Source organism: Fortiea sp. LEGE XX443 (assembly GCF_015206815.1).
Taxonomy (GTDB): Bacteria; Cyanobacteriota; Cyanobacteriia; order Cyanobacteriales; family Nostocaceae; genus Nostoc_B.
Genome location: NZ_JADEXZ010000077.1, coordinates 1 through 25936, shown reverse-complemented (window position 1 = coordinate 25936; position 25936 = coordinate 1). Strand labels below are relative to the sequence as shown.

The following is a 25936-nucleotide window of genomic DNA, read 5'->3' as shown; positions in this document are numbered from 1 at the left end:
TGTTGGATGAGGATCTCTTGCCAAATGTTTAAGAATTTGTAATTCTACATCCATTGCCCTACTTTCCTTCCAGAGTTTTTTCTTTTCATCCTTTTATTCAGAATACTCGGAAAGTGACAGAAGAGGGTTATAGCAGTAGCCAAGGCAGTTAGGACATTCTAAAACGCTAAAATCAATTCACTGCAAGCATTTCACTTTTGACTTTTGCCATAACACTAGCTGCGAGTTTGTGTGACAACTCTCACCTTAACTGCCAGCAGTGTAGTGGAAACATCTTGCGGGGACTTATTCTCGATTGCGCGAACCGTGAGTAAGAGTGCTATATTTTCAGCAAATCTTTACTCAGCGCTGGAATCTCCCCATTCTTTAATAGCTGAAAATATTGATGAATAATCATCATTAGCAAATGACATTTTCATGGCTGTAGACAAAATGTGTCGCACAGACTCAATACTGCTGAGGTCTAAACCCAAGGCTTTTGCTTCCGAGATAAACAAGTCTGTATCTTTTAGCAAATGTTTTGTGGGAAAATTCGGGTTTGCATAGTTTTCCTCTAACATTCGTTGCAGTTTTTTGTCAAAAGTAGGTGCATAAAGAGAACTTTCGCGGAGAATTTGCATAAATGCTTCCACATTCACACCTTGACGCTGCAAAAAAGCAAGACTCAAAGCAAAGCTTGTTGTTAGAGATGCAATTAATTGATTGAGGGCTAATTTCAACGCCGCCGCCGTTCCCACTGGCCCTATGAGTAAAGGTTCTGTGCCAAAATTTTGCAGTAATTGTAAATTGTGTTGGTATTGTTCTGGTGCTGCACCTACCATCACAATTAACTTACCGTTTTTTGCTTCTGGGATGCTGCCTAATACAGGTGCTTCTATATACTCACCACCACCGCCAACTACAGCATCTCGAATCTCTTGGCTTTCTGTGGGTGTTATTGTCCCCATCTGAATGATGGTACGTCCTTCTAGAGTTCGCCAAGAAGTATCTGAAAGCAAGACTTGATAAATAGCAGCAGCATTAGTGAGCATCAAAATGATGCAATCAGCAGCACGAATAGCTTGCCGGGGTTGCGTCACAATTTCTGCGCCTGCTGCTTGTAATGGAGCTAGTTTTTCTGGGGTGCGATTGTAGGCAACTACTTGTATATTGGCTGCTAACAACCTTTGAGCCATTGGTTGTCCCATCAGTCCAGTTCCCAGAAATCCCACCTTCATTGTTCATGTTCCTTTGGTAAAACGTAGGCGTTGGCGTAGCCTCTCGTAGAGAAGCTCGTCTTAGATATCGCGTTTCCATCGTTTGATTGTAATTTACGGGCGAATGGTGATTTGAGATTTTAAATGCTATCTCAGATTTACAATTCGCCCAAGAGTGCTGATTGCTAAATAAAAAATAACAAACTGTTTTTTGATTCCCCAACTCAATAATTTTGAGAACTTAGCACCTAGCACTTACGATTCAGCCGCCTGCGGCAAAAGTCGCCATGATGACAACTGACAGTAAAATACCGGGTGTAAGGAGCATTACTAGCATTAACAGGTCATGAGTACTCATAATTATTACTTTTCTAAACACAGGATTTCGCAGTGATCAATAGTTATGCTAGTCCATATAACAGTGATACAGCCGACTTACATAGAGTTTTAACTTTTCACCTTTACTTTTACTTTGGCACAATTAATCCTTTCAGGGGTTGAGAAATTTCTTGAGCTTGGAGTCCTTTGCTTTGAACTAAAACGCCAAAGCCACCCAATCCTGTGGGGTCTATAAGTTGGTGGAGTGACTCCCGCCGTTGCAATAATTGGGCGATGGATATTTCTTGATAAGAGAGAGATGCTATTCTTTCTCCTAAACCCAAGGCCATTAAAAATAAAGCTTGTTGCGTAAATCCAACTTTGTTTAAATCACACTGCTCACCCCAACTTTCCAAGGCGGTAAAGTTAACATGGGCGGTGATATCTTGTCGCCCAATATTGATGTAGGGGTTGTCATGGTAGCGGTGCTGGTAGTAGCACTGTAGCGTTCCTTGCGATCGCCTGGGGTTATAATAGCGATCGGCTGGATAGCCATAATCAACTGTTACCACATACCCGCGCTGCAAGCGGTCTGCTACTATACTCAACCAGTCCAAAGCTGCTAAGTTAATTTCACTGCGATAACCATCTGGGTAGACATTTGCAGATAAATCAATATCGATTAAATCAAAATATTTTGTTAGTTGCGGCGTAGAAACTTCACTCACCACTTCCACAAACTCCCCTTCTAGGAGAGGGTAATTCTCGTCTCTTTTTACCAGAGATGGTAAGCTGACATAAATTTCTCGCAGTTCCCCAGTTTCTAAAATAAACTGATGTACTGGCAACGCATCCACTAATTCGTTAGAAAAAAAGCAGCCAGTAATAGAGTTATTTGGTATCTCTTCGAGATTGCACCAACGCGCAGGGAAATTTTGTAACCGTTGCTGTTGTTCTTGCTGCAATTGGGGAGACTTTTCGACAATGATGTACTCCAATGCTGTCAAAAAATCTGGGTAATGTAGCTGATAGTAGTTGAGGATATACAACGCCAGCAATCCTTGACCTGCTCCCATTTCTACTAAAGAAAATGGTCTTGGCTGTCCTAAAATCTGCCACATTTGCACAAATTGTTCTGCTAGTAACTCACCAAAATCAGCGCCGAGACTAGCAGAAGTGAAAAAATCACCGCCTTTAAAGCCGATATTGACTGCTTTGCTGGAATAGTAGCCGTGTTCAGGATGATATAACACCATGTCCATATATTCAGCAAAGGTAATTCGCTTTTGGGGACTTGTAGTAATGCGATCGCTTATGGCTGCACACAAAGCAGGGCTAGAATTCATAGGCTTTAGTCGAAATTTGCCAGAAAATTAATTAAAAAGGCGTTTGTATTTGCAAATGAATAGTTTCTCCTGACTGGGGATGCTCAAAACTCAGTTCTCTAGCGTGGAGATGTAAGCGACTAGTTTCAGCACAACAGCCGTAAAGGCGATCGCCTAAAATTACTACTCCTAATCCTATCGCAGCATGAACTCGCAACTGATGGGTGCGCCCTGTGAGCGGGATAAACTCTACACGGGTGTAATCAGCTTCCTTTGCTATCACTTGAAATTTTGTCACACTAGGTTTACCACATTGCCAATTAACTTGTTGATAAGGACGGTTTTGCGGATCTCCCCATAGTGGCAATTCTATGACACCTTGGTTTTTTGTAGCTGCACCTGCAAGTATGGCTTCATAGACTTTATGAATTTGTCGCTGTTGAAACTGTTGACTGAGATGACGATGAATTTGGCGATCGCGTGCTATTAACAAAATACCAGAAGTCTCTTGATCTAATCGATGCACAGCCATCAGCTTCATACCATCAGGTAACAAATTCCGCAAACGACTCAGCACACTATCTTGGGTGTCACCATAACGACCTGGAACTGATAACAGTCCAGCCGGTTTGTTGACAGCAATTAGCCATTCGTCTTGATAAATAATGACCTCTCCCCAAACCCCTCCCCTACAAGGGGAGGGGCTGAAAACTCCCCCTTCCCTCGTAGGGGGGTTAGGTTTCAACCCCGACAACAAAAACCCCATCAAAGGCTGACAACGTTCTGCACAAGCTTCATAAAATTCCCCCTGAATTTTATCTCCTGAAGATTTTCCCCACCAAAATTCAGCCATTGCTAGGGGTTTGAGGTGATGGGTAGCGGCGTAGTGCAGAAGTTTTGGGGCACAACAGTTTCCTGTACCCGTCGGCAAACCATCCGGCATTAATTGCTGTAAAGTTAAAGACTGCCCCAAAAAATTCATCATGGAGTAAGCTGCGTGCATCTGTGCTTGGAGTTGGCAAGACAGTGATTTACGCTGTTGTTTTAAGTCCCGTATTTTTGCGTCTGCGGCTGTAATTAACTCCCGAAGCGGCTGTAAAACTGCATCTCGTTGACGTTTGAGTTGTCTGCGCTCAATTCCATCTCGACGGCTGGCTTCGTCAAGTTGTGCAAGTGCTAGGGTGAGGGCTTCACCTGTGAGTGTTTCGCAAAGTAGCTGGCGTTTTTCTTGGCGTTGTTGTTTGCAATCACGATGGCGATCGCTCATTACTTGCAATTGCTGCTCAAATTCGCCAGATAATATTTCATACTGCTGTCGTTCTGGTAATTGCTGTAAGGTAATGAGTTCTTGTTTAATAGCGTCTAATGCTGCTAAAGTTTGGGCTTCGGTTAAAGCGACTGCTTCTCTTCCAGGAATTGGCGGAACCCAGCCTTCAACAACACTTTGACTATTCAGCAATCCTGAAAAAGCTTTGATGACTTGTTGTTCACCAGTAGGTGATTCTACCAACAATACCCCGTACATTTTACCCTCGCTGGCATAACGCTCATCCGTAGCGAGATAGTTCATTAAACCACGGGCGATCGCTTCTATGAAAGCAGTACGAGGTAATCTCAGAAGTTCACCGGTTTGAGGACAAGAGCCTTGATAGTAATAACTAGGAGATGCTTTTGCCATCAGCAGATAAAATTATGATGCGATCGCCTGTTTGGTGTTTGGTTGATACCATCAGGCGATCGCAGTTGTTGTTTTTTCAACTTAATTCTTAGATTTTGGCGCGAACCACCGGATAAGGAAACAGCCGTTTAAATCCATCCTGACGTTCAGCTACAGTTTCTGGAGCCGCATCCCACAGACTTTCATAATAGAAAAAGGCTACACCTAAACCCCGTTCTTGGGTGGCTCGTACCTGAGACTGAATTTGGCGGATTGGCACTGGGTTATTTCGTAATCCTGCCATAATCCCGATTCCTGTAGGAATTTTTTGTTGAGCTTCTTGAATTTCGCTGCGTCCAATATTGGCGATAAAACTTTGGAAGTTGGGACGATACACTTGCACAATTAACTCATCTATAATATCCTGGCGCAGCCAAGCCAGCCAATCTTGCAGGTGAAACTTGTAAGCAAAGTCATAATAATTAGGAGAAACCGAGAAAATGGCATTGGGTTTTCTAGCTTTCACAGCTTGGTTGAGTTGTACCATGAAAGCGGTAATTTTATCTGCTCGCCATTTTACCCACGCTGGATCTTGCGGATCAGCCGGGGGATTGTTTTTAGTTTCTTGGGTGTATAAAGCTACTGTATATTTGTCATAACCAAATTCATGGGGCAAACTCATGTGATCGTCAAACTGAATACCGTCAGCATCGTATTGAGTGACGATTTCTAGCACGAGATTGCTGATTAACTGCTGCACTTGGGGATGGAAAGGATTTAGCCAAACAACTTCACCCGCTGCACTGATAGAAGTTTCGCTACCATTGCGCTTTTGTGTCAACCACTCTGGATGATTTAGTGCTAATTCTGACGTTGGCGGAGCCATGAACCCAAACTCAAACCAGGGTATCACTAAAAGACCTTGGCGATGGGCTTGATTAATTACGTCTGCTAGGATATCTTGTCCATCTAAGCCACGGGAGACAAAAGGTTGAATACCAGCACGTTGCGCTGTTGCGCTGGGATACATGGCATAACCTGAGTTCCACACCACGGGATAGATGGTATTAAAATTCAGCCGTTGTAGATTCTTGACAGCTTCTTGCACTTTGGCGCGATCGCGCAGAGTATTAAAATCATTGTTGGTCATCCACACACCGCGAATTTCTTGGCGTGGTAGTTGAGCGATCGCAGGTTTTAGTTCATCCGCTAACAATACTGCCATGAAAGAGACTAGCACCAGCATTGGCAAAAGACTTTTGAGCCATTGTCGCCAACCTGGAAAAGTAATGAGTTTCATCGGGTTGAATGATTTGTCACCTACCCTCACACGCCATCGCATGTTTTTGTGATGGAATCTATTAGCCATATTGCCTTGAAGTATTGACGTTTACTAGAGGAATGGTTAATTGGTAGTTATTCATTCAATGCTGCACATCGAATTTTCTGCACCGGAGAAACTCAAACATAATTAACTTAACACTGTTAACTATGGATGACGTAACTAGTATCTATTAGTGTCCAATATACATTTTGCTGCAAAGGTGATTCATCAAATCTTTAATTCCCATAGCATTAGTTGATAGTTGACCCAGTTTTCACTAATAAAGCAATGTATATTTAATAACCTAGTTTCCTCAAGTAATTCACTACTATGGGTAAATTCAATCAACCACAGCAATACCTTTTATATTCTCTTAATATGTCCACTAAAACAATTGCATCTAGACTATTGCCTCTTGTTAATGAGCCAATTCTGTGACAATGATTAACAATAAGCCGGAATATTGAATTTAAGCTACTCATGAGCCAGAGTTCTCAAAACAGCCCTTTGTCACGCAAACCTGTACCATCAAATTGGTTATACGCTTTTTGGAAATTCTCTCGTCCTCATACAATCATTGGCACAAGTCTGAGTGTTTTGGGTTTATATTTTATTGCCATTGCGATTAATAATCGGAGTGATTTTTTATTCCCTATTCCCAATTCCCTATTACCTGTTTTAGGTGCATGGATTGCTTGTTTATGTGGCAATATTTACATTGTCGGGCTAAATCAGCTAGAAGATGTAGAGATAGATAAGATTAATAAGCCGCATTTACCACTAGCATCAGGGGAGTTTTCCCGAACAATAGGGCAATTAATTGTAATGACTATGGGGATTTTGGCGCTGGTTATTGCGTGGTTTAACGGACCTTTTTTATTTGGGATGGTGGCTTTAAGTTTGGTAATTGGTACAGCTTATTCTTTACCACCAATTCGCTTGAAACAGTTTCCTTTTTGGGCAGCACTGTGCATTTTCTCTGTACGTGGGACAATTGTCAATTTGGGGTTGTTTCTGCACTTTAATTGGGTGCTGCAAAGTAAGGAATTAATTCCAACCGCAGTGTGGGTACTAACGATATTTATATTAGTGTTTACCTTTGCGATCGCTATTTTTAAAGATATCCCCGATATGGAGGGCGATCGCTTGTACAATATCACTACTTTTACTATTCAACTCGGAGCGCCATCTGTATTTAACTTGGCACTTTGGGTACTCACTGTCTGCTATTTGGGAATGATTTTCGCGGGTGTGCTGCGTCTAGAGTCGGTAAACTCAGCATTTTTGGTGATTACTCATTTAGTATTGTTGTGTGGCATGTGGTTTCGCAGTTTAACGGTAGACTTACAAGATAAACGTGCGATCGCTCAATTTTATCAATTTATTTGGAAACTTTTTTTCCTAGAATATCTTATATTCCCCATCGCTTGTTTGTTGGCTTAACATAATGCTTGAAACTCTTCCAACCACTAATATTTTTGCCATTTTGATAGTTATTGCTGGTATTTTTCTGCTTGGTTATTTTGCGTGGAAAACCTTAATTACCTCTAACTATTTTCAAAAAGGCATAAATCTTTATCAGCAAAAAGACTATTCAGGTGCAGAAGCTGAGTTTCGTAAAGTTATTTCGATCAATTCTACTAATGATGTCGTGCGCTTATTTTTAGGCGATGTTTTATATCAGCAAGATAAAATTGCCGAAGCTACAGAGTTATTTCAAGAAGTAATTCGTCGCAGTCCCAAAAATCCTGAAGCTTATTTGCGCCTGGCGAATGTTTTAATGCAGCAAAATCAACCGGAAGCAGCTAAGAATAACCTGCAAACAGCCCAAGCATTATTTCAAAAACGCCAACCAGAAAAAGCCAAAAAAGTTGCTCAATTATTAGAAAAAATTAACGCCAAGTCAAGTTAATATAACTTAGTTTATCCTGAATTTAAGTTAGGGCGATCGCATGATGGCGAATGTGATCTGCCATAAAACTGGCAATAAAATAATAACTATGGTCGTAGCCTGCTTGGTAGCGTAAATTTAAGGGTTGATTCACCTCTGTACAAGCTTTTTCAAATACCTCTGTTAGCAATTGCCCGGCTAAAAATTTATCCCCAGTGCCTTGGTCAATTAGAATTGGACTGTGATATCCTAGCTGCTTGACTAATTCACTCGCATCATAAGCACGCCAACTATCTTGATTACTTCCTAAATAACCATTAAAAGCTTTTTGTCCCCAAGGACACTGCATAGGTGCAACTATAGGTGCAAAAGCTGACACTGATTTATATTGTTTGGGGTTACGCATTGCACAAACTAGCGCCCCATGTCCCCCCATTGAGTGACCGAAAATACCCTGTTTGTCAGGTTTTACTGGGAAATTTGCCGCAATTACAGCAGGTAATTCTTGAACGATGTAACTATACATTTGATAGTGCGATCGCCACGGTTCTGCGGTAGCATCAACATAAAATCCTGCACCCGTACCAAAATCCCAATCATCATCTTCACCTAGGATACCTGTATTACGCGGGCTAGTGTCTGGTGCAACTAACATTAAACCATATTCTGCTGCGTAGCGTTGCGCCCCCGCCTTCACCATAAAATTTTCTTCCGTACAGGTTAACCCTGAGAGAAAGTAGAGAATTGGTACAGGTTTTTGAGTTGCTTGCGGTGGTTGATAAACAGCAAAGCGCATTTCACTGTTACAAGTTGAAGAGTGATGAGAGTAAAAGCCGAGTTTACCGCCAAAGCATTTATATTCTGAGATGACATGAAGATGAGTCATGATTGCCGAAGTTTTGATGTAAGTTCTGGAATAGCCTGATTTCAACAATGTATTCTAGAAGTTTCAATCCCTAATAAGTAGGTGGATAAAACTATTGCCTGTTCCCTACTCTCACTAAAAGACTTTTTCAGCAAGCCCTATTTATAGCAGTAGCCAAGACAGTTAGGACATCGGCCAATGATAAAACTCATGCACTAAAAGACTTTTAACCCTGTCACCTGTTCCCTGTCACCTGCTATATCTTAAGAAAAACTCCGCGTACCTTTGCGCTAAAAAACCCATCAATAAAACTAACTGCCAACGAAAAGAATTCACTGGCAGTTTATTGGAAAAATTTTAACTAAATTTTGGCATTTTCTAACGATAATTCGTAAATTGCAATGCCACTGGGTAATCTTCTTGTTTTAACCTTTGGATGACAACTTGCAAATCATCTTTTGATTTCGCAGAAACTCGTACAGCATCACCTTGAATTGAGGCTTGCACTTTTTTAATTTCGTCACGAATCAATTTAGAAATTTGCTTGGCGATATCTTGGCTGATACCTTTTTTGAGTTTAATTTCTTGGCGTACACGATTACCACTAGCAGATTCAACTTTGCCAAAGTCAAAAATTTTCTGAGAAAGATTACGCTTGGCAGCTTTTTCTCGCAGAATGTTGTGTACAGCATCTAAAGTGAACTCACTGTCGGTATTAACAGTAATAGTTTCTTCACCTAACTCGACAGTAGTTTTAGTATCTTTAAGGTCATATCGACTGCTGATGTCTCGTACAACTTGATCAACAGCATTAACCAATTCTTGTCGATCAAAGTCGCTGACAATATCAAAGGAGTAAGTAGAAGCCATAGAAAATGTTGAATTTGGGATTGTGGATGAGGTAATTGGTAATTGGTGTTTTCTCCCCTCTTCCCTACTGTTAATTGTTTGCTTGAATGATGCTGAAGAAGATGAGAGTTGCAGAGCCAAGGGAACCAATAGCAAACATGAGCGACCGCAAAAGCGGTATATTCAAAATATAAAAAATAGAGTATAGCAAACGAGCCACCACAAAAGCGATCGCAGCCACCACAGCAAAAGAAGAATTCACATGAGTTACATAAGCCATCAATGCTGCGGCTGCAAAAATCATAAAAGCTTCAAAAGAATTCTGGTGCGCCCAGGTAGCTCTTTGAGCATAGGGAGGCAATTTATCAAACATAGCGCGAGGTGCGGACACATCATATCCAACACTGGCACGGGCATAACCCACTACCAAAAATGGCAGATAAATCAGTACAGCAGCGGCGGCAATACAGTACAAAAAAATACTCATTATTTATTTAGTCCATAGTTATTAGTCTATAGTCCATAGTCCATAGTCCATAGTCGTAAGTTTTTTAACTGTTGACTGTTGACCGTTGACTATTGACTATTGACTAATCAAAGTAGAATAGCGTTACCACTTTTCTTTGTTCTTCAGCATCTCCACAAGTTTGTAGCAGAGTGCCACTGTCATGAAATGCAAAACAAATTAATTGCTGGCAACGGGAAACAATCTCTTTGTTACAGATGTAACTAGCTTCAGCCAGAGACAGATTATCATTACTGGGATTTTCTACCAGGTGCATCACTTGTTCTAGCTGCTGGCGAGATTCATGGGGCTGGCGTTCCAAGCTTTGAGGGAGAATCACGGTTAGCAAATTAGCATCAGCCCGCATTGCCCCTCGGATGGCAGCTGAATTAGTACCTGTAGCACCAGAGGTGATGATCCGATTTCCTGATAAAACCAAGGCATAGGTCATCATTTCAATCAGATTTTGATGCGTAATTGGCACATGACGGGAACCCAGCAAAGCAATTCGCTTAGAACCTGTTTGCTGGATTGTCGCCAGTTCTTGCGCTAATGTATCGAGGTTAATAAGGTCTATTGACTGGCTCAAAGATAGTATTAATTAGAATTTAACGACCTAGATATTTTACCAAACAGAGTGTAGGTACGAAGCCATCTGAAGTCAGACATTGCTACAAATTTTCAATTGTTTGGCTAAGTGGCTGGATAATTTGGTCAATAGTCAATGGTCAATGGTCAAAATTAGCCTTTTTTGGACTATTGGCTATTGACCATTGACAGCCTCAATGAGAAATTTATGACACTTGCGTAAGTTTTGGAAATATGAAATTCAGTCATACAGTAAAAACTAACGCCACACCAGAACAAATCTGGGAGATATGGGTTGATGTGAACAACTGGCCAAAATGGGACACAGAACTAGAGTCCGCATGTATTGAAGGAGATTTTACCCTCTATGCTAAAGGGAAGCTAAAACCCAAGAATGCCCCTGTGTCTGTTTTCTTGATCTCGGAATTCGAGTCAAAAAAGAGCTACACATTCACCACTCAGTTGCCTTTGTGCAAACTCAACGTTAGACGTTATCTCACCGTAAACCAAAGCGGGACATTCTTTACACATGAGATTTCGTTCACTGGACTTTTGTCTTTTTTATTCAGCAACCTATTCGGTCGAAAATTTCAAAAAATGTTACCAGAAGTCATGGATAAAATCCGCAAGCTTGCCGAAGAAAGAAACTGAGTACCATGACGAATGATAGCCTTGACTATAAAAACTCCACATTTAGCTGCATAGCTAGACTGGCATCTTGGGTAATTTTGTGCGGCTAGGACAATGCTGCTGCTGGACTTAAGCCAAGTTTAAATAACAAGCGCTCAATGTCAAAATGCTCATTCATTAACTGGCGGATGCACTGCACCTTAATTGGTTCGTGAACACGTACTTGACCAAAAGTGCGGTCAACAATTTCTACAGTAGTAAGGGTATCTAAGTCAACAGACAAAATCGGAATTTCCAATTCTTCTGCGCGACCGAGAATGAATGGCGGTGGTGGTAGTTGTCCAGTGAGAATTAGGCATTGGGTTGAGGTTTCTAAGGCCGCTTGCTGAATTTCTACACGATCGCCTCCTGTCACAACTGCCATGTTACGCCGTTTGCGGAAATACTTAACGGCTGAATTGACATTCATCGCGCCAATTGCCAGACTTTCTACCATCAAATCTAAGCGATCGCTGCAACAGAGAACTTCGGCATTTAACTGGTTTACTAGTTCCCCGACACTGACACTCCGCAGCAAGTCATTTTTCGGTAGGGTTGCAAGTACGGCAATACCCTGCTGTTCCAAAAATGGCCGGACAATATTTTCTACCATTTCTGATTCTTTGGCAGGAATATCATTGAGAACAACACCAACCAAGCGATCGCCTACATGCTGTTTAGCAGCTAATAAAGCATCCACCGACAGTAGAAAGTTGTAACGAGTTACTAACAATACAGCAGCATCCAAGACTTCCGCCACTTGCAACGTTGACAAATTAAACAGATTCCCTTCTGTTAAATTCCCTGGCCCCTCTAGTAAAACCAAATCTCCTCGGTAAACTTGCAAATATTGCTGCACTAACAACTGCCGATAATTAGTTTGATCTTCGGCGTTTAAGCGTTTTTGGACGCTGACTTCATCTAAAGCCAGCATTGTAGGCGCAATGCGGTTTGCTGCTAGGTTAAGACTAGACGCAATAAACTGGACATCTTCTTCAACTACAGTGCCACCAGATGCTCTTAAACAAGTACCCAGCGGTTTACCGTAGGCAATATCCAGTCCTTTTTGCTGTAGCTGATAAGATAAACCTAAAACTGTTGCAGATTTACCACTGTAAGTTTCGGTTGAGCCAATCAGCAGATGTTTAGCAGATTTTGGCACACATGCACTCCTAATTTCAAAAGGAAGTAGAACCCAGCGAGGTGTTCCCTAATTTTAGTTTGTTCCAGCAAAAGACTTACGCTCTTAGAAAGCATATTTTTTTAGAATTAACATTTTTTAGGTTAAAAAATTAGCTTTTATTTACAGTAGTTATTCTACAGACTGACTAACTACTTGGTATTTAAAATATTGCTTAGACTATTGTCAATCAGCGGTTCAAGTCATTGAGTCTTATCATCCTAAAAATTTGATAAAAGTGCTGTCTGGGGTAGGTTATAGGGAAAAATTTTTCCCTTGCCATCCTACACCCGATACTTTTAGTGAATTGATTTATTCATCTATACGTAGCAGTTTGCGGTAAAAAGATTGAGAAAAGTCTGTCACCCGATAACGTTTATAATTGTCCATTAATTCAATCAAAAAACTAATAAACTCAAAACTGGCCATCATCACTTCATAATTGAGGTCAGCATTATCATCAAACTGCATTCGGCAACGTGTTAAATCTGAAGGCAGGGTGGCCACATTCCAAGAGGCGACAAAGGGAATATTTTCACTGGCTTCTATTTTGCGATGTCCCTCTAAAATGCCTTTTTGATAGAGACTGATAGCATATGGCAAGAAATTACGCTTTGTACCTTGAATGTAAGGTAAGTAAACGCTTGCTTGCTGCGGAGTTGCAGGCTGAAGTTGCTCAATAGACATTGTTGAATATTCCTCAAGTTAATGGAAAACTGGGGATAACTGGGGATATTAGTAGCTGTCAATAGTATTCCCAAAAAATTTCTGTGGCACACATTACAGACGGACAAGCCTGAGAATCAATTTTAATAAAATGTCAACAAATAATAAGTTATTCTGGGCATCTCGGCTGTTGAATTTTGACTTTGTGATAGTGAAACCTAAGTTACTGCTAAGAAATATTAAAATTTCAGGTACAATAAAGCTGCATTAGCTTTTATCAAAGCTGGAGCAATATACAGCAGAAAAGCCTAACTTTAGGCAAAAAACGCTGTTGTTGGGATTTCCCCCAACGTCAACCTGTGTCTATATTACGGTTACTTAAGCCAATCCAGAGTTGCAATTATACAGCCAACAACAGGTGGGCAAAGTACAGGAATCATAGTTTGACGTTAAATAATTCCCAGCTTATTTATGGGTTTATAAAAATACTTGTATTGCATTAAGTAACTTATGCCAGCCAACTCCTGGCCTGACAACGATTCATACGAAGAGCTTGATCCGCTCGACTCTCTGTTGGCTGACCTATCGGTAACAGAGGAGTCGTTGGGAGGGATAAACAACTTGTCTCAACCATCCCGGTTTCAAGGACGTAGACGCAAAGCCGCTTTAGTTTTGTCGATAGTTTGGAGCGGCACGATCGCTCTACACTTAGCTTCTTGGGCTTATATATTTGTCCTAGGATTAACCACAATTATGGGACTTCATGCCCTAGTGGTGGTATTTGCTAGACCACGCCGCTATCAAAAAGAAATTCAAGGAGTCTTACCCTCTGTCTCTTTATTGGTAGCCGCAAAAAATGAAGAAGCAGTAATTGGTAAATTAGTCAAGAGTCTTTGCAGTCTGGAATATCCAGATGGGCAATACGAAGTCTGGATAATTGACGATAACAGTACCGACAAAACATCGCAAATACTAGCAGAACTAGCACAAGAATACAAAAAACTCAAAGTACTCAGGCGTTCCCCCCAAGCAAGTGGTGGTAAATCGGGAGCGTTAAATCAGGTTTTACCACAGACAACAGGCGAAATTATCGCCGTGTTTGATGCAGATGCTCAAGTGCCATCAGACTTGCTACTCCAGATAGTACCTTTGTTTCAAAGAGAAAAAGTCGGCGCGGTACAGGTACGCAAAGCGATCGCCAACGCTAAAGAAAATTTTTGGACAAAGGGACAGATGGCAGAAATGGCACTGGATACCTGGTTCCAGCAACAGCGCATTGCTTTGGGTGGTATTGGCGAATTGCGGGGTAATGGTCAATTTGTCCGGCGCACAGCCTTAGACAGTTGTGGTGGATGGAATGAGGAAACCATCACCGATGACTTGGATATGACTTTCCGCCTGCATATCAACAACTGGGATATTGAGTGCGTATTCTACCCAGCCGTGCAGGAAGAAGGTGTGACAACTGCGATCGCGCTTTGGCATCAGCGCAATCGTTGGGCTGAAGGTGGCTATCAGCGTTATTTAGATTACTGGGATTTGATTCTGAGAAATCGCATGGGGACTCGCAAAACCTGGGATATGCTCATGTTTATGATTACCATGTACATCTTGCCGACAGCAGCCATCCCAGATTTATTAATGGCAGTTGCTCGCCATCGCCTACCGCTTTTAAGCCCAGTTACTACCCTGTCAGTATCCATGTCCGTTGTCGGTATGTTTGCCGGACTACGGCGGATACGCCAAGAGCAAAAATTCAACGTTTCCACCTATCCTGTGTTACTACTACAAACCCTGCGCGGCACATTATATATGTTGCATTGGTTAGTAGTGATGAGCAGCACCACTGCCCGCGTATCTTTCAGGCCAAAGCGGCTGAAATGGGTAAAAACAGTACATTCCGGTAGTTGAGATCCGAAAAGCAAAAGTTAGAAGGCAAAAGGCAAGAGAAACGCATTCTTTTGCCTTTTTGCTTTTACCTTCCTCTACTAATCATCGGCTTCATCTACCCAATCGGATGCAGTCACCGAGCCAGATAAATCTGAGCTATCTTCTGCGAAGCGGACAATTTGCCCGTCGAAAAATTGTGCCAAATGTTGAGCGGCTCTGGTTACTTCTTGCCATTCTTCGGAAGAATTTTGCGTGGGTTGTGGCGGAGTTTGGATGTTAGCAGTACCATTACCATTCACTGGAAATTCATTTTTTACAGGCGCAGGTGATATTGGTACAGGTGGGGATGTAACTGGTTGCTGTGTTGGTGGTGATGAATGATTATAGTTGTTGTTTTTAGGGGGAGATGGCTGCTGAACACGATGGGAGCCATTGGTTGATGGTTGTTCTTTCCTAGTTGCAGAAGAAGTTGCCGCATTAGCTTTTTCTAGACTAACCGCGACTTCACGATTAACAGTCTGCTGGAAAGCCCCTGAAATCATAGCTAGATCAGATTTAACTTTTTCGTACCATGCGGGTTTCACACCGACACGCGCACTATTACCATCAAACTCAATGAGATGGCACATTTGTCCTAACAATGCTCGTCGGGGGATTTGCTGAATATTGCTCAGTACTTGCTGCCAAATTTCCGTTAAGTCCAATTGTCCTGTCGCTGCTGGCATAACTTCTTCAGCAACTTGTACAGGGGTGACTGGCTGTATGGGCGCAGGTGCTGAGATAGGTGGCTGGGGAGCAGTTGGAGGGGCTACTTTTTCAGGTGGTAACTGTGGTGGTGGTGAGGGGTGATGGTTGTTTTGTGGTGCAGGTATGCTGACTTTGGGTGAAATAACTGTGGTTGCTGACTGAATACTTGCACTTGGTAACAATCCTAGTAATGTCACCTCTAACCACAAACGAGGCTGGGTAGTATTTTTAATTTGGATTTCAGCTGTTCGCAGGTGTTGTTGTCCTGCCAAAATTGTACTGATGTGTAAATTTTGTGCCAACTCAATTAAGGTTGTCCAAGTTTGGTGAGTACAAGCCACTAAGTCTTGGCGGTTGGGGGCGGTTTTGGCAATGAGTAAGTCGCGGTAGACTGCGGCGAGATTTTGCAGAATGGTTAACGGTTCTCGTCCCCGGTCGAGGATATGGCGGCTACAGTCTAAAATTGCTTCTGGGTGATCTTGAGCGATCGCACTCAATAATGCTAACAAGTCGCGTTCGCTAACTGAACCTACTAAATCCCAAACTTTATCGGGTGTGACTTCTTCAGGTAATAATGCTAATTGGTCGAGGAGACTTTCAGCATCCCGTAATCCTCCTTGGGAAATTTGAGCAACTAAGGTGATAGCTTCATCCGAAATATTAATGTTTTCTTTCCAGGCGATCGCAATTAAATGCTTTACCATCGCCTCTAATTGAATGCGTCTAAAATCAAACCTCTGACAGCGAGAAATAATTGTTGGTAAAACTCGCTGGGGATCTGTAGTTGCTAAAACGAATACCACGTGTTTTGGTGGTTCCTCTAGTGTTTTCAACAACGCATTGAATGCTTGGGTACTGAGCATGTGACATTCATCCACCACATACACTTTATACCGACACTGCACTGGAGCGAACTGCGCTTTTTCAATCAACTCGCGGATATTATCGACACCAGTGTTACTGGCAGCATCAATTTCAATAACATCTAAAGAGTAGCCCTTAGTTATGCCCTGACACACGTCGCACACGCCACATGGTTCAGCAGTAGGTTTGTCACTTTTGAGACAGTTGAGAGACTTGGCTAGAATTCTGGCACTAGATGTTTTACCCGTACCTCTTGGCCCGGTGAACAAATAAGCAGGGGCAATTTTAGCTGTACGGATAGCATTAATTAGGGTGGTAGCGATCGCCTCTTGCCCCACCAGTTCGGCAAAACTCTTTGGACGATACTTGTGGTGCAGGGGTTCGTAAGGCATGGAGGGAAAATGTCAATACATTTTCAGAATCAATTTTTACACAAGCGCCCAACTCGGCGTTCACATATTTTAAACGCAGAAAGTTTATTTTTAATAATAGTACATTTGAACCAATAAATAAAAGTATGAAGTATGAAATCTTAACTTTTCAGACTTCAGCCTTCATACTTCATACTTCCATTGGATCGCTACAATTTTAGGGTAGATAAATACTTGATGGTACGGCAAATGCTCAAGCGGTTAGTTCAGTGGCTCAAAAACCTCTTCCAAAGTTTGTTTGGGAGGAAACCGACTCCTAAAAAAGCCGATGTGAATGTCCAAACAGAGTCAGCACCACCCCTGAGCGATACAGATTTAGAATTTTTGTTTACCGAACTTTTAGAAGGAGTGCATCAGGCGCGAGGACAAGCCTGGGCGATCAAGTGGCTGCACAAAGTTGAACATCGTGTTTCTAGTGAACGTTGGATAGAATGGTTGCGACGTTTTGGCGATCGCTTGCTGGCTGCGCCTACACCCAATAATGAGTTAGCAGCGAGATTAGTACAACTGGGTGATTTGGGTGTAGGAGAAGTTGGAGATGAGGCTTACGAAATTGGGATGCAGTTGTTGACACGTAATTCTGGCGAACCTATCTGGGAATATGAAGGGCCAGATGCTTTCAGCGCAAATTCCCACCCGCCAGAAAGCTATGCAATACAAGAAGAAGCAGAAATAGCAGATAACTCTAACCCAGAAGGAGATTACCAAACCGTCACCTTGGAGCAGTTGTTTGCCATGATGCAGGAAGATCACGACTTACGCCAACAGCTTGCCCAACAACTGGCAATTGAGTCAGACGATCCAGAAGTGATTATCCAGGAATTGGTAAATCAATACTATACTCCCAGTAACTCAACTTCAGATGAAGCACAAGTTTGAGCTATTCTAGCCCAGATAACGACTAGCAAAGTTTTGTATATTTTTTATAAACATCTGCCCAATAAACCAGTTAATTTCCGTGGGTTTCACGCAAATCTAGATTTTTTTGACATAACGATCGCTACAATCTAGGATAAACAAAACCTTCAGAGTATGTGCAGATGCTCACGCAGCTATGGCAGTGGCTTAAAACACATTCAAACCAGCCCGTTGGTAGTAAACAGACTTTAAAAACTGTCGGGGAACAGGAGATGGTAGAACCACCTCCTGAATTAACTAATGCCGATCTGGAACTTTTGTTTACCCAACTGCTAGAAGGTGTACATCAAGGACGAGGACAACAGTGGGCAATTAAGTATCTCCAACGCATGGAAGATAGAATTAGTTCTGAACGTTGGATAGATTGGTTGCTGAACTTTGGTGAAAGATTGCTCATCTCACCTACACCTAATCAGCAGTTAGCCATGCAGATGGTGGAACTTGGGGAACTCAATATTGGTAAAGTTGGCGAACTTTCCTATGACATTGGTATCCGACTCATGGCGCAGAATACTGATGAATGGGATGAAAATGGTGAGGAGCAAATTGCTACACCGACAACCACCGAAGAAACGGACTCTTTGTTAAATTCTCCCGGACAGAATTTGCTGCGTAACTTAGGCGAATCGTTGTGGGATTATGAAGAAGCAGCCGCCCTAGAGACTGCACAACCTCAAGAAAACGCAGCCACAACAACATCCCAAGAAGTTGCAACAGAAAACGTCAAAGAAATTGTCTGGGAATACACCGGAGAAGAATTTGTAGTTAATACAGTACCCCAAGAATACGCAACCGATAACACAGCCGCATCGATTTGGGAGTATACAGGGGAAGAATACGCTGACACGACACCATCCCAGGAAACTGTAACGGAAAACGTCGCAGTTTCCTGGGAATATGCAGGAGAGGAATTCACCGACGCAACACCACTCCAGGAAACTGCAACGGAAAATCAGGAAGAAGTCAGGTGGGAATATGCAGGAGAGGAATTTGCCCCTACCGCCACAGTCGCTTTTCTGACACCGCCTGCGGAAGATGTGATTGGTAACTTAAGTGAATTGCTATTGGAATATCCCGAAGAACAGACGAGAATTGTCAGAACCGCATCAAACTCAACAGTATCTTTAGGAAATTCTTGGGATCAGTATTTGGCGACTTTAGATCCAAATGTTGCTTATACCCTAGATGAACTGTTGGGGAGGCTAGATCAAAGCGCTCATTTAGTGCAGCAGTTAGCGATGAATCTGACAACACAACCTAGCCCTTCTCCTACTATCACAACGAATCCGGCCAATGCGACAATCCAAGCTCAAGCCTGGTTTTATCAAGGTTTACAACAAGCCAAAACTGGAGATTTGGCAGGTGCGATCGCCTCCTATGATCATGCCATTGAATTGCAGCCGGAATCTTATGAATATTGGTTTAATCGCGGCTTGACGCTGTTCCATTTAGAACGTTTTGCCGAAGCTGTGGCCGCCTATGACACAACCATCGACCTGAAACCAGACCATTTCAAAGCCTGGTATAATCGCGGAGGCACTCTGGGAGAATTGGGGCTGTTTGAAGAAGCGATCGCCTCTTTCCATCAAGCCATAGAAATTCAGCCTAAATACCCAGAAGCTTGGGCGAGTAAGGCTTTGGCACTGTTGAAGTTGGGGCAAATTTGGGAAGCAATAGCAAGTTATGATCAAGCCTTAGAATTGCAACCCCAAGACCCGGAAACATGGTATTACCGAGGTATTGCCTTAGCCGTTAGCGAACAATACGAGGAAGCGATCACCTCCTATAATCAAGCTTTAGAACTGCAATCAGATTATTACGAAGTTTGGATTGACCGGGGTGTGGTACTGTTTAATTTAAAACAGTGGTCAGAGGCGATCGCTTCTTGGGATAAAGCCTTGGCGGCTCAACCCGATTTCTATTTAGCTTGGTATAACCGGGGTGTGGCGCTAGATAACTTAGGCAGGAACGCAGAAGCGATCGCTTCCTATGACAAAGCCATAGCAATTAAACCCGATTTTCACCTAGCTTGGTACAACCAAGCAGTAGCACTGTTTTATTTAGAACGATATACCGAAGCGATCGTTGCTTACGACAACGCCTTACAAATCAAACTCGACTACTGGGAAGCTTGGATGGGGCGAGGTGCGGCAGTTGGCCATGTACCTGAGACAGACACACCATTACATTTATTGACGAATATCGCCGCTACTAATAACACCTTAAGGCAAGGTGGTTATGCCGGTAAACTAGCCAGCTATGAACAAGGGTTAAAACACATCCGCCCAGATACCCACCCCGAAGGTTGGGGGAGATTGCATCTAGCTATTGGTAATACTTACTACGAGCAAGGTAAAAAACAACTCACATCCCGCCAACATTGGCGCAAGTCTGTATTTGAATATAATCAAGCACTGTTAACTCTTAGCTGGGAAGGGTTTCCCCAGTTGCATTTGGAAATACTGCAATCTTTAATTAAAGTACTGTTAGGTTTAGGGCAAATCACACAAGCACAAGAATTACAACAACGCGCCGCTGATTTATTACAACAACTGCTCAGTGATGATACTCGCCCGGATGAAATTAAACAACAATTGGCGCTCAAATTTGCGGGAATTGGGCAATTAGCAGTTGACTTATTGGTAGAGTCTGGTGACTTGGTAGAAGCTTGGGAATTAGCAGAACAGGGAAAAAATGCTTGTTTACAGTGGCTAATGTTTGGCTGGGAAGATGAAATTTATTCACCTAATTATTGTTCAGTTCAACATTTACTCAATCCCAACACCGCAATTATTTACTGGCATATTAGTCCGGCTGCTCTGCACACTTTTATTATTAAAGATGAGGCTCCATCGCCTATTTTGGTGTTTATCCCAGTACAAGAAGTAGGTAACATCTCCTTAGAAACTACTACACCTCTGCAAGAATTACCATTACCTGAAGCTACTAGAAGATTAATTGCTTTTGAAAGTTACTTGGCAGATTGGAATCAAGCATATCAAGATTATTGTGACCAAGCCCAAGACCCCCAAACCAAAAGCAATCATCCCTGGCGATCGCAGATGGCACAAAAACTATTACATCTGCAAAAAATTCTCGAAATTACTACAATTACTCAGGAACTGGAAGGCATCACAAATCTAATTTTAATTCCTCACCGCGATTTGTCTAGGTTGCCATTGCATGTACTTTTTAATCTCTCTAACTCTGATTCAGAAATAACAAATCTACAATCAAGATTTACTACTACTTATTTGCCGAGTATCCAAATAGGATTACACTTGCAACCTACAAATATAGGAACATTACGAGAGCAAACATTACTCAGCGTTGAATCTCCTACAGGTGCAAATTATTCTCCACCAAAATTTGCCAAGCTGGAATCAGAAGTTATCAGCCAGATGTTTGATTATCCTCAACGCATCCAAGAAGAAGAAGCTACTAAAAATATTGTGGAAGCTGCTTTAGCTGATAATTACAATATTTTTCATTTTACAGGTCACGCTACAAACAATTGTATTGAACCGACAAAATCTGAGTTGGCGTTAGCAGGCGAAGACAAACTTACACTAACAGAAATTTGTCAGAAAAATCTGACTAGTTATAATTTAGTGATTCTCTCTGCGTGTAAATTGACTAATAATAATAACCAGAGTATTACCACCGAATATGTCTCTTTAGTCAACGGGTTTCTCTGCGGTGGAGTTCCACAAATTATCAGTACTGTTTGGCATGTAGAATCATCTGCTAGTGCTTTATTAAGCATAGAATTTTATCGCCGACTCCAAATAAACCAATCACCAGCGAATGCTTTAACCGAAGCTACTACATGGTTGCAAGAAGTCACAGCCAGAGAATTGACTAAATGGTATGAAGATTTAATTAAAAGTCTCCATCCTGATGAATTAAGAATTAGAACTTATTTAGCAACACATCTATATAGAATTAGTAAAATAGTTTCTGATAAAAAGCCATATAATCATCCTTATTATTGGGCAGCATTTACGATTACCGGGAGGAATTAAATCGGTTTTATTTTTCAACGCAGAGGTTGGCGCAAAGTAACACAGGGGTTTGATAAATTTATTTTTAGCGGAAAGTCTAATGTCTTTCGGCAAAAATTTATTGTAGGATGCGGCAAAGAAAGCGATCGCTAAGGGTTTAAGTCGTGGTTTATGAACAAATCAAAGCTAAATTACCTCAGAGGTTTTTCTCTAAAACAGAAAACTCACCAGTTGCAGAACCTGAACAAATTATAAATGCTGTAACTCCGCAAGCATCAACTCCTGTAGGGGTGGATTTAATCTACCGAAAATATCCCTGCTTAACAGGAAACCCTTTAAGCTGTGGATGGACACAAAAAACATTAGAACAGAATCCCACTGCTAAGATGTGTCAAAATTGTGGTTTTCCAGCAATTTTGCCGTCAAAAACTGAATTTCGTGGGTATAAAGGTCGATATCGCATAGATAGCTATCTCGGTCATCGAGGTATGGGACGTTTATATCAAGGAATTCAACTATCAGACCAACAACCAGCCATCATTAAAGAATATTTATTACCCCAACTGGCTTTTAACGCTGGGGAAACGAGAGACTGCAAACAAGCCTTTGAACGTCTGGCTGGTTTGAGTTTAGCTGATGGTAGAATTCAAGATATCCGGTTGAATTTCCCTTGGGATGCAATCGCAGACCCTGTTGCCGAACGTTGCTATCTTGTTACTAGCGGCAATATTGACGCATATCCCACTCTCAAGACATACCTTGCAACTACTAATAGACCAATGTTAGAGAGGGATGTCTACCGTGTTCTTGACCAAGTGTTACAAACTCTGCAATTTCTCCACGGTCAAAAATTTAGTCTTCCGGCTGGGCAAATACAACAGGGAATTGCCCACGGTAATATTAATCTTGATAGTCTGCTAATTATGGCAGATAACGAAGAGTTTTTTATCCATTTGAGCGATTTAGCACTGTGGGAGCGGTTGTTTGATTTACCAACTACTAAAACTATCATTCCTACTGTTGCTCAAGACTTAATTGATTTAGGATATGTCGCCTTTTATTTGTTGCTAGGAAATAGAGTAAATGTAAATATTGACCCGAAAATAGAGCAGCATTGGCCATCAGTTACTCCTATATTTAAAGCTTTTTTATTCAGACTTTTAGCGCTAGATAAACCATTTACTAATGCCGAAGAAGCACGGCAAGCACTATTGAAAATTTCTCTAATTTTACCTAAACGAGTATTAGTAATTACAGAAAAATTAGAAGGCAAAAATAATAAAATATATCGTCCATCTATATTAATATTAAGTATTCTTGGTATAGTAATTTTAGGCGCATTAATTTGGTGGATTGTTCAGAGATTCCAACAACAAGAAAGTGTAATTGAAGAACCAGTAGTTTGTTGTTTAGAAAATGTACCTGCTGTACCTGCGGGGAGATTTAATTACAGTGGAGAGAAAGACAGTACTTGGAGTTTTATTCGGCAACAAAGCAATTTGATATTGCAAAATCAAACCTTGGAAGAAAAGCTGAAAGAAAGTCAGCCTAAATTGCAGATAAATTACCAGGCACAGGATAGTTTAGAACAAGCGATCGCTAACTTACAATTAAGAAAAGCAGACTTTGCGATCGCCAATATGGTTGAGAAATTTAGTCCAGAATTAAGGTATAAAGAATTTGCTTATGATGGTTTAGTTGTATTTGTAGCTTTTAGTTATTCCCAACGTGATAAAAGTCTACCAAAAGCGCTGAATGGTCAGATTAGCATTGAGCAATTGCAAGATTTATATACAGGTAAAGTTACCAACTGGAAACAACTTAAAGGAGCAAATTTACCTAATCTAAAAGTAAGTCTGTACAGACCAAAAGATAGCGAATCAATCCGAATATTTGAACAAAGGGTATTGAAAAAAGCAAGTGCGATCGCAGCTTTTAACAATTTAAAACAAAAAAATCAGACAATCAATATCACGCCTTTATCTACCTTAGAAATGCTTCAAAAAGTATTACGTGATTTTGAAAAAGAAAATATAGGTAGTATTGGTTTTGCCACACTTAGTCAAGTATTTGGTCAGTGTTCTGCTTATCCTTTAGCTATAGTAGACGGCAATAAAGCGGCAGTCCAAACTTTAGCCCAAGATAATGGTAAATCAATAGATCCAAATACTGATTTATGTGATGACAAAGGCAGTTATAAGCCTAATATCCAAGTTTTTCAAACAGGTAGCTATCCACTCAGCTATCCATTAGTTGTATTGTATCCAGGAGATAATAGCCGTCCCCCCATCGGACAAAAATTTGCTGAAATGCTAAGAACTACAGAAGTACAGCAACTATTAGAGAAAGCTGGTTTAGTCCCCCTACATGACAGCTTAGGGAATAAGTAGTAGACTTTTGGCTAATAGTCGAGGCGTAAATTTTATTGATATGTTTAAGTCTATTTCTCAGTTTTATATATGGCCGATTATAGTGATAAGCAAAAAGCACTAGCTAAGTTAGCTGCGAAAGTAATGCGCGATCGTCAACTACTATGGAAGCTGACTGATAAAGTTTATGAACTTATGAATGAAGACTTACACCAGCAAAAATAACGCCTCAAAAATTAGATAGGAGTAAATAATGGCTAATACTAGCCGAGAATTAAACTACGTTACCGCAAATAGATTTTATGTAGAAATTGAGAGCAATATCACCGCATGTTTTACAGAATGTCAAGGTTTGGGTGTTAATATCAAAACTGAAAAATTTGCTGAAGGTGGTGTTAATAATCAACAAAGAGTATTATTAAATCCCGCAGACTTCTCAGATATTACTCTCAAAAGAGGAATTACTGATGACTTAACATTCTGGAATTGGATTAATAAAATTTTGAGTGGCGCAACAGAACGACGTAATGTAAATATTTTAGTTTTTAATCAAGCAGGAGAAACAATGCAATGTTGGACATTAATTGGTGCTGTACCTATTTCATGGAAAGCACCAAGCTTAAGTGCAGATTCTAGCACAGTAGCTATTGAAGAATTAACTTTAACTTACGAAGGTTTAAAAGTAGATAAAACAAGGTCTGGTGGTGCATCAATTCTTTCTGGACGTGATAGCTCAGGATTCTTTTCTAGTAATTAATAGTATATGACAGAAAATCTGACAACAGGTTTTGACTCCCAGCCTTCAAAAACCGAAATAACAGACTTAAACCTAGGTATAAAGCGACCTTTAGTAACTCATAAACCTTTGGGGCGAAAATTAATCAGTCCCAAATTTTTATCGCCATTAGGAGCAAAACCCCTATCAAATTTTGATCCCTCAATCTTTCTTAAATCAGAAACGATAGATTACAATATATTAGATAATTCATTTCAAAATTTACCTTTTTTTTCTGAATCTCAATCACAACATTTAAGCAAATCGAATTTATCTGAAGCAAATAAAGCAACAAAGTTTACTTCAGACTCAACATTTATTCAACCAAAACTAGGTAATCAGGATTCTGTTACTAGTGCAAAAAGAGAAAACCTATCAACATCATCTCAACCACCAACAAATACTGGACTTATTCAACCAAGACTAGATAGTCATGATTCTGTTGCTAGTCAAAAAATAGAAAACCTATCAACATTATCTCAATCATCAGACAGCACATCATCTTCAGACTCAACATTTATTCAACCAAAACTAGATAATCAGGATTCTGTTTCAAGTCAAAAAATAGAAAACCTAGCAACATCATCTCAACCACCAACAAATACTGGACTGATTCAACCAAGACTAGATAATCAGGATTCTGTTACTAGTGCAAAAATAGAAAACCTAGCAACATCATCTCAATCATCAGAACAAACATCATCTTCAAACTTAACAGTTATTCAACCAAAACTAGATAATCAGGATGATGTTGCTAGTCAAAAAAGAGAAAACCTATCAACATCATCTCAACCACCAACAAATACTGGACTGATTCAACCAAGACTAGATAATCAGGATTCTGTTACTAGTGCAGAAATAGAAAACCTAGCAACATCATCTCAATCATCAGAACAAACATCATC

General features: G+C 41.0%; 20 protein-coding genes and 1 pseudogene. 10 read left to right on the top strand and 11 right to left on the bottom strand.

Annotated elements, in window-relative coordinates; genetic code table 11:
• Nucleotides 1–338: 338 nt before the first annotated feature.
• The 4 genes from IQ259_RS22325 to IQ259_RS22310 form a co-directional block, all read right to left on the bottom strand.
• On the bottom strand, nt 339–1217 hold the full coding sequence (locus tag IQ259_RS22325; protein ID WP_193888224.1) for an NAD(P)-dependent oxidoreductase: 879 nt from the start codon (nt 1215–1217) through the stop codon (nt 339–341).
• 446 nt (nt 1218–1663) lie between these two features.
• Complete coding sequence (locus tag IQ259_RS22320) at nt 1664–2860, bottom strand: class I SAM-dependent methyltransferase (RefSeq protein WP_193888223.1); 1197 nt, start codon at nt 2858–2860, stop codon at nt 1664–1666.
• Between the two features lie 31 nt (nt 2861–2891).
• Nucleotides 2892–4517: an RluA family pseudouridine synthase gene (locus IQ259_RS22315; protein ID WP_193888222.1), complete on the bottom strand. Its 1626-nt coding sequence runs from the start codon at nt 4515–4517 to the stop codon at nt 2892–2894.
• Nucleotides 4518–4605: 88 nt separating this feature from the next.
• A complete protein-coding gene (locus IQ259_RS22310) occupies nt 4606–5865 on the bottom strand; it encodes a glycoside hydrolase family 10 protein (protein ID WP_193888221.1) in 1260 nt (419 codons plus the stop codon).
• A 435-nt stretch (nt 5866–6300) separates the two neighbouring features.
• On the opposite strand from IQ259_RS22310, the gene IQ259_RS22305 reads away from it, so the two are divergent.
• Nucleotides 6301–7263 carry a homogentisate phytyltransferase gene (locus IQ259_RS22305; RefSeq protein WP_193888220.1) on the top strand — a complete coding sequence of 321 codons (963 nt, stop codon included), beginning with the start codon at nt 6301–6303 and terminating at the stop codon, nt 7261–7263.
• Between the two features lie 4 nt (nt 7264–7267).
• Complete coding sequence (locus tag IQ259_RS22300) at nt 7268–7732, top strand: M48 family metallopeptidase (protein WP_193888219.1); 465 nt, start codon at nt 7268–7270, stop codon at nt 7730–7732.
• A gap of 22 nt (nt 7733–7754) precedes the next feature.
• Here the strand turns inward: IQ259_RS22300 and fghA are convergent, their stop codons facing one another.
• The 4 genes from fghA to IQ259_RS22280 form a co-directional block, all read right to left on the bottom strand.
• Entirely contained in the window at nt 7755–8597 is an 843-nt protein-coding gene (gene fghA / locus IQ259_RS22295) for an S-formylglutathione hydrolase (protein WP_193888218.1), read from the bottom strand.
• A 357-nt stretch (nt 8598–8954) separates the two neighbouring features.
• Nucleotides 8955–9446 (bottom strand): YajQ family cyclic di-GMP-binding protein, encoded by a 492-nt coding sequence (locus IQ259_RS22290; protein ID WP_193888217.1) that lies wholly within the window; start codon nt 9444–9446, stop codon nt 8955–8957.
• Between the two features lie 70 nt (nt 9447–9516).
• Nucleotides 9517–9912, bottom strand: coding sequence for an MAPEG family protein (locus IQ259_RS22285; protein WP_193888216.1), 396 nt, complete (start codon nt 9910–9912; stop codon nt 9517–9519).
• Between the two features lie 103 nt (nt 9913–10015).
• Nucleotides 10016–10519 carry a DNA-processing protein DprA gene (locus IQ259_RS22280; protein ID WP_193888215.1) on the bottom strand — a complete coding sequence of 168 codons (504 nt, stop codon included), beginning with the start codon at nt 10517–10519 and terminating at the stop codon, nt 10016–10018.
• Nucleotides 10520–10752: 233 nt separating this feature from the next.
• Here IQ259_RS22280 and IQ259_RS22275 point away from each other — a divergent pair, with 233 nt between their 5' ends.
• Complete coding sequence (locus IQ259_RS22275; protein WP_193888214.1) at nt 10753–11169, top strand: SRPBCC family protein; 417 nt, start codon at nt 10753–10755, stop codon at nt 11167–11169.
• 85 nt (nt 11170–11254) lie between these two features.
• Here IQ259_RS22275 and IQ259_RS22270 read toward each other — a convergent pair whose 3' ends face one another.
• Together IQ259_RS22270 and ebsA are read right to left on the bottom strand one after the other, a co-directional pair.
• Nucleotides 11255–12349, bottom strand: a complete 1095-nt coding sequence (locus IQ259_RS22270; RefSeq protein ID WP_193888213.1) for a phosphotransacetylase family protein — start codon at nt 12347–12349, stop codon at nt 11255–11257.
• A 330-nt stretch (nt 12350–12679) separates the two neighbouring features.
• Nucleotides 12680–13054: a type IV pilus biogenesis protein EbsA gene (gene ebsA, locus IQ259_RS22265; protein ID WP_193888212.1), complete on the bottom strand. Its 375-nt coding sequence runs from the start codon at nt 13052–13054 to the stop codon at nt 12680–12682.
• 489 nt (nt 13055–13543) lie between these two features.
• Here ebsA and IQ259_RS22260 point away from each other — a divergent pair, with 489 nt between their 5' ends.
• Nucleotides 13544–14944: a glycosyltransferase family 2 protein gene (locus tag IQ259_RS22260; protein WP_193888211.1), complete on the top strand. Its 1401-nt coding sequence runs from the start codon at nt 13544–13546 to the stop codon at nt 14942–14944.
• 77 nt (nt 14945–15021) lie between these two features.
• On the opposite strand, the gene IQ259_RS22255 is transcribed toward IQ259_RS22260, so the two are convergent.
• The gene (locus IQ259_RS22255; RefSeq protein WP_193888210.1) at nt 15022–16926 is read right to left on the bottom strand and encodes a DNA polymerase III subunit gamma/tau; all 1905 of its coding nucleotides are present in this window, start codon (nt 16924–16926) and stop codon (nt 15022–15024) included.
• 216 nt (nt 16927–17142) lie between these two features.
• Here IQ259_RS22255 and IQ259_RS22250 point away from each other — a divergent pair, with 216 nt between their 5' ends.
• From IQ259_RS22250 to IQ259_RS22230, 6 genes and pseudogenes are all read left to right on the top strand, one after another.
• The gene (locus tag IQ259_RS22250) at nt 17143–17844 is read left to right on the top strand and encodes a hypothetical protein (RefSeq protein WP_193888209.1); all 702 of its coding nucleotides are present in this window, start codon (nt 17143–17145) and stop codon (nt 17842–17844) included.
• 161 nt (nt 17845–18005) lie between these two features.
• Entirely contained in the window at nt 18006–21908 is a 3903-nt protein-coding gene (locus tag IQ259_RS22245) for a CHAT domain-containing protein (RefSeq protein ID WP_193888208.1), read from the top strand.
• 143 nt (nt 21909–22051) lie between these two features.
• Nucleotides 22052–24277, top strand: coding sequence for a substrate-binding domain-containing protein (locus IQ259_RS22240; protein ID WP_193888207.1), 2226 nt, complete (start codon nt 22052–22054; stop codon nt 24275–24277).
• A gap of 69 nt (nt 24278–24346) precedes the next feature.
• The gene (locus IQ259_RS27640; RefSeq protein WP_255525505.1) at nt 24347–24481 is read left to right on the top strand and encodes a hypothetical protein; all 135 of its coding nucleotides are present in this window, start codon (nt 24347–24349) and stop codon (nt 24479–24481) included.
• 28 nt (nt 24482–24509) lie between these two features.
• A complete protein-coding gene (locus IQ259_RS22235) occupies nt 24510–25013 on the top strand; it encodes a phage tail protein (protein WP_193888206.1) in 504 nt (167 codons plus the stop codon).
• 6 nt (nt 25014–25019) lie between these two features.
• Nucleotides 25020–25936, top strand: a pseudogene (locus IQ259_RS22230) (hypothetical protein); the annotation flags it as partial.

What these genes read in the sequence shown, in the direction of transcription:
- IQ259_RS22310 (WP_193888221.1), bottom strand. Translation starts at nt 5,865, where the DNA reads ATGGCTAATAGATTCCATCACAAAAACATGCGATGGCGTGTGAGGGTA.
- IQ259_RS22285 (WP_193888216.1), bottom strand. Translation starts at nt 9,912, where the DNA reads ATGAGTATTTTTTTGTACTGTATTGCCGCCGCTGCTGTACTGATTTAT.
- IQ259_RS22245 (WP_193888208.1), top strand. Translation starts at nt 18,006, where the DNA reads ATGCTCACGCAGCTATGGCAGTGGCTTAAAACACATTCAAACCAGCCC.
- ebsA (WP_193888212.1), bottom strand. Translation starts at nt 13,054, where the DNA reads ATGTCTATTGAGCAACTTCAGCCTGCAACTCCGCAGCAAGCAAGCGTT.
- IQ259_RS22260 (WP_193888211.1), top strand. Translation starts at nt 13,544, where the DNA reads ATGCCAGCCAACTCCTGGCCTGACAACGATTCATACGAAGAGCTTGAT.
- IQ259_RS22300 (WP_193888219.1), top strand. Translation starts at nt 7,268, where the DNA reads ATGCTTGAAACTCTTCCAACCACTAATATTTTTGCCATTTTGATAGTT.
- fghA (WP_193888218.1), bottom strand. Translation starts at nt 8,597, where the DNA reads ATGACTCATCTTCATGTCATCTCAGAATATAAATGCTTTGGCGGTAAA.
- IQ259_RS22315 (WP_193888222.1), bottom strand. Translation starts at nt 4,517, where the DNA reads ATGGCAAAAGCATCTCCTAGTTATTACTATCAAGGCTCTTGTCCTCAA.
- IQ259_RS22305 (WP_193888220.1), top strand. Translation starts at nt 6,301, where the DNA reads ATGAGCCAGAGTTCTCAAAACAGCCCTTTGTCACGCAAACCTGTACCA.
- IQ259_RS22290 (WP_193888217.1), bottom strand. Translation starts at nt 9,446, where the DNA reads ATGGCTTCTACTTACTCCTTTGATATTGTCAGCGACTTTGATCGACAA.
- IQ259_RS22325 (WP_193888224.1), bottom strand. Translation starts at nt 1,217, where the DNA reads ATGAAGGTGGGATTTCTGGGAACTGGACTGATGGGACAACCAATGGCT.
- IQ259_RS22235 (WP_193888206.1), top strand. Translation starts at nt 24,510, where the DNA reads ATGGCTAATACTAGCCGAGAATTAAACTACGTTACCGCAAATAGATTT.
- IQ259_RS22255 (WP_193888210.1), bottom strand. Translation starts at nt 16,926, where the DNA reads ATGCCTTACGAACCCCTGCACCACAAGTATCGTCCAAAGAGTTTTGCC.
- IQ259_RS22275 (WP_193888214.1), top strand. Translation starts at nt 10,753, where the DNA reads ATGAAATTCAGTCATACAGTAAAAACTAACGCCACACCAGAACAAATC.
- IQ259_RS27640 (WP_255525505.1), top strand. Translation starts at nt 24,347, where the DNA reads ATGGCCGATTATAGTGATAAGCAAAAAGCACTAGCTAAGTTAGCTGCG.
- IQ259_RS22250 (WP_193888209.1), top strand. Translation starts at nt 17,143, where the DNA reads ATGGTACGGCAAATGCTCAAGCGGTTAGTTCAGTGGCTCAAAAACCTC.
- IQ259_RS22320 (WP_193888223.1), bottom strand. Translation starts at nt 2,860, where the DNA reads ATGAATTCTAGCCCTGCTTTGTGTGCAGCCATAAGCGATCGCATTACT.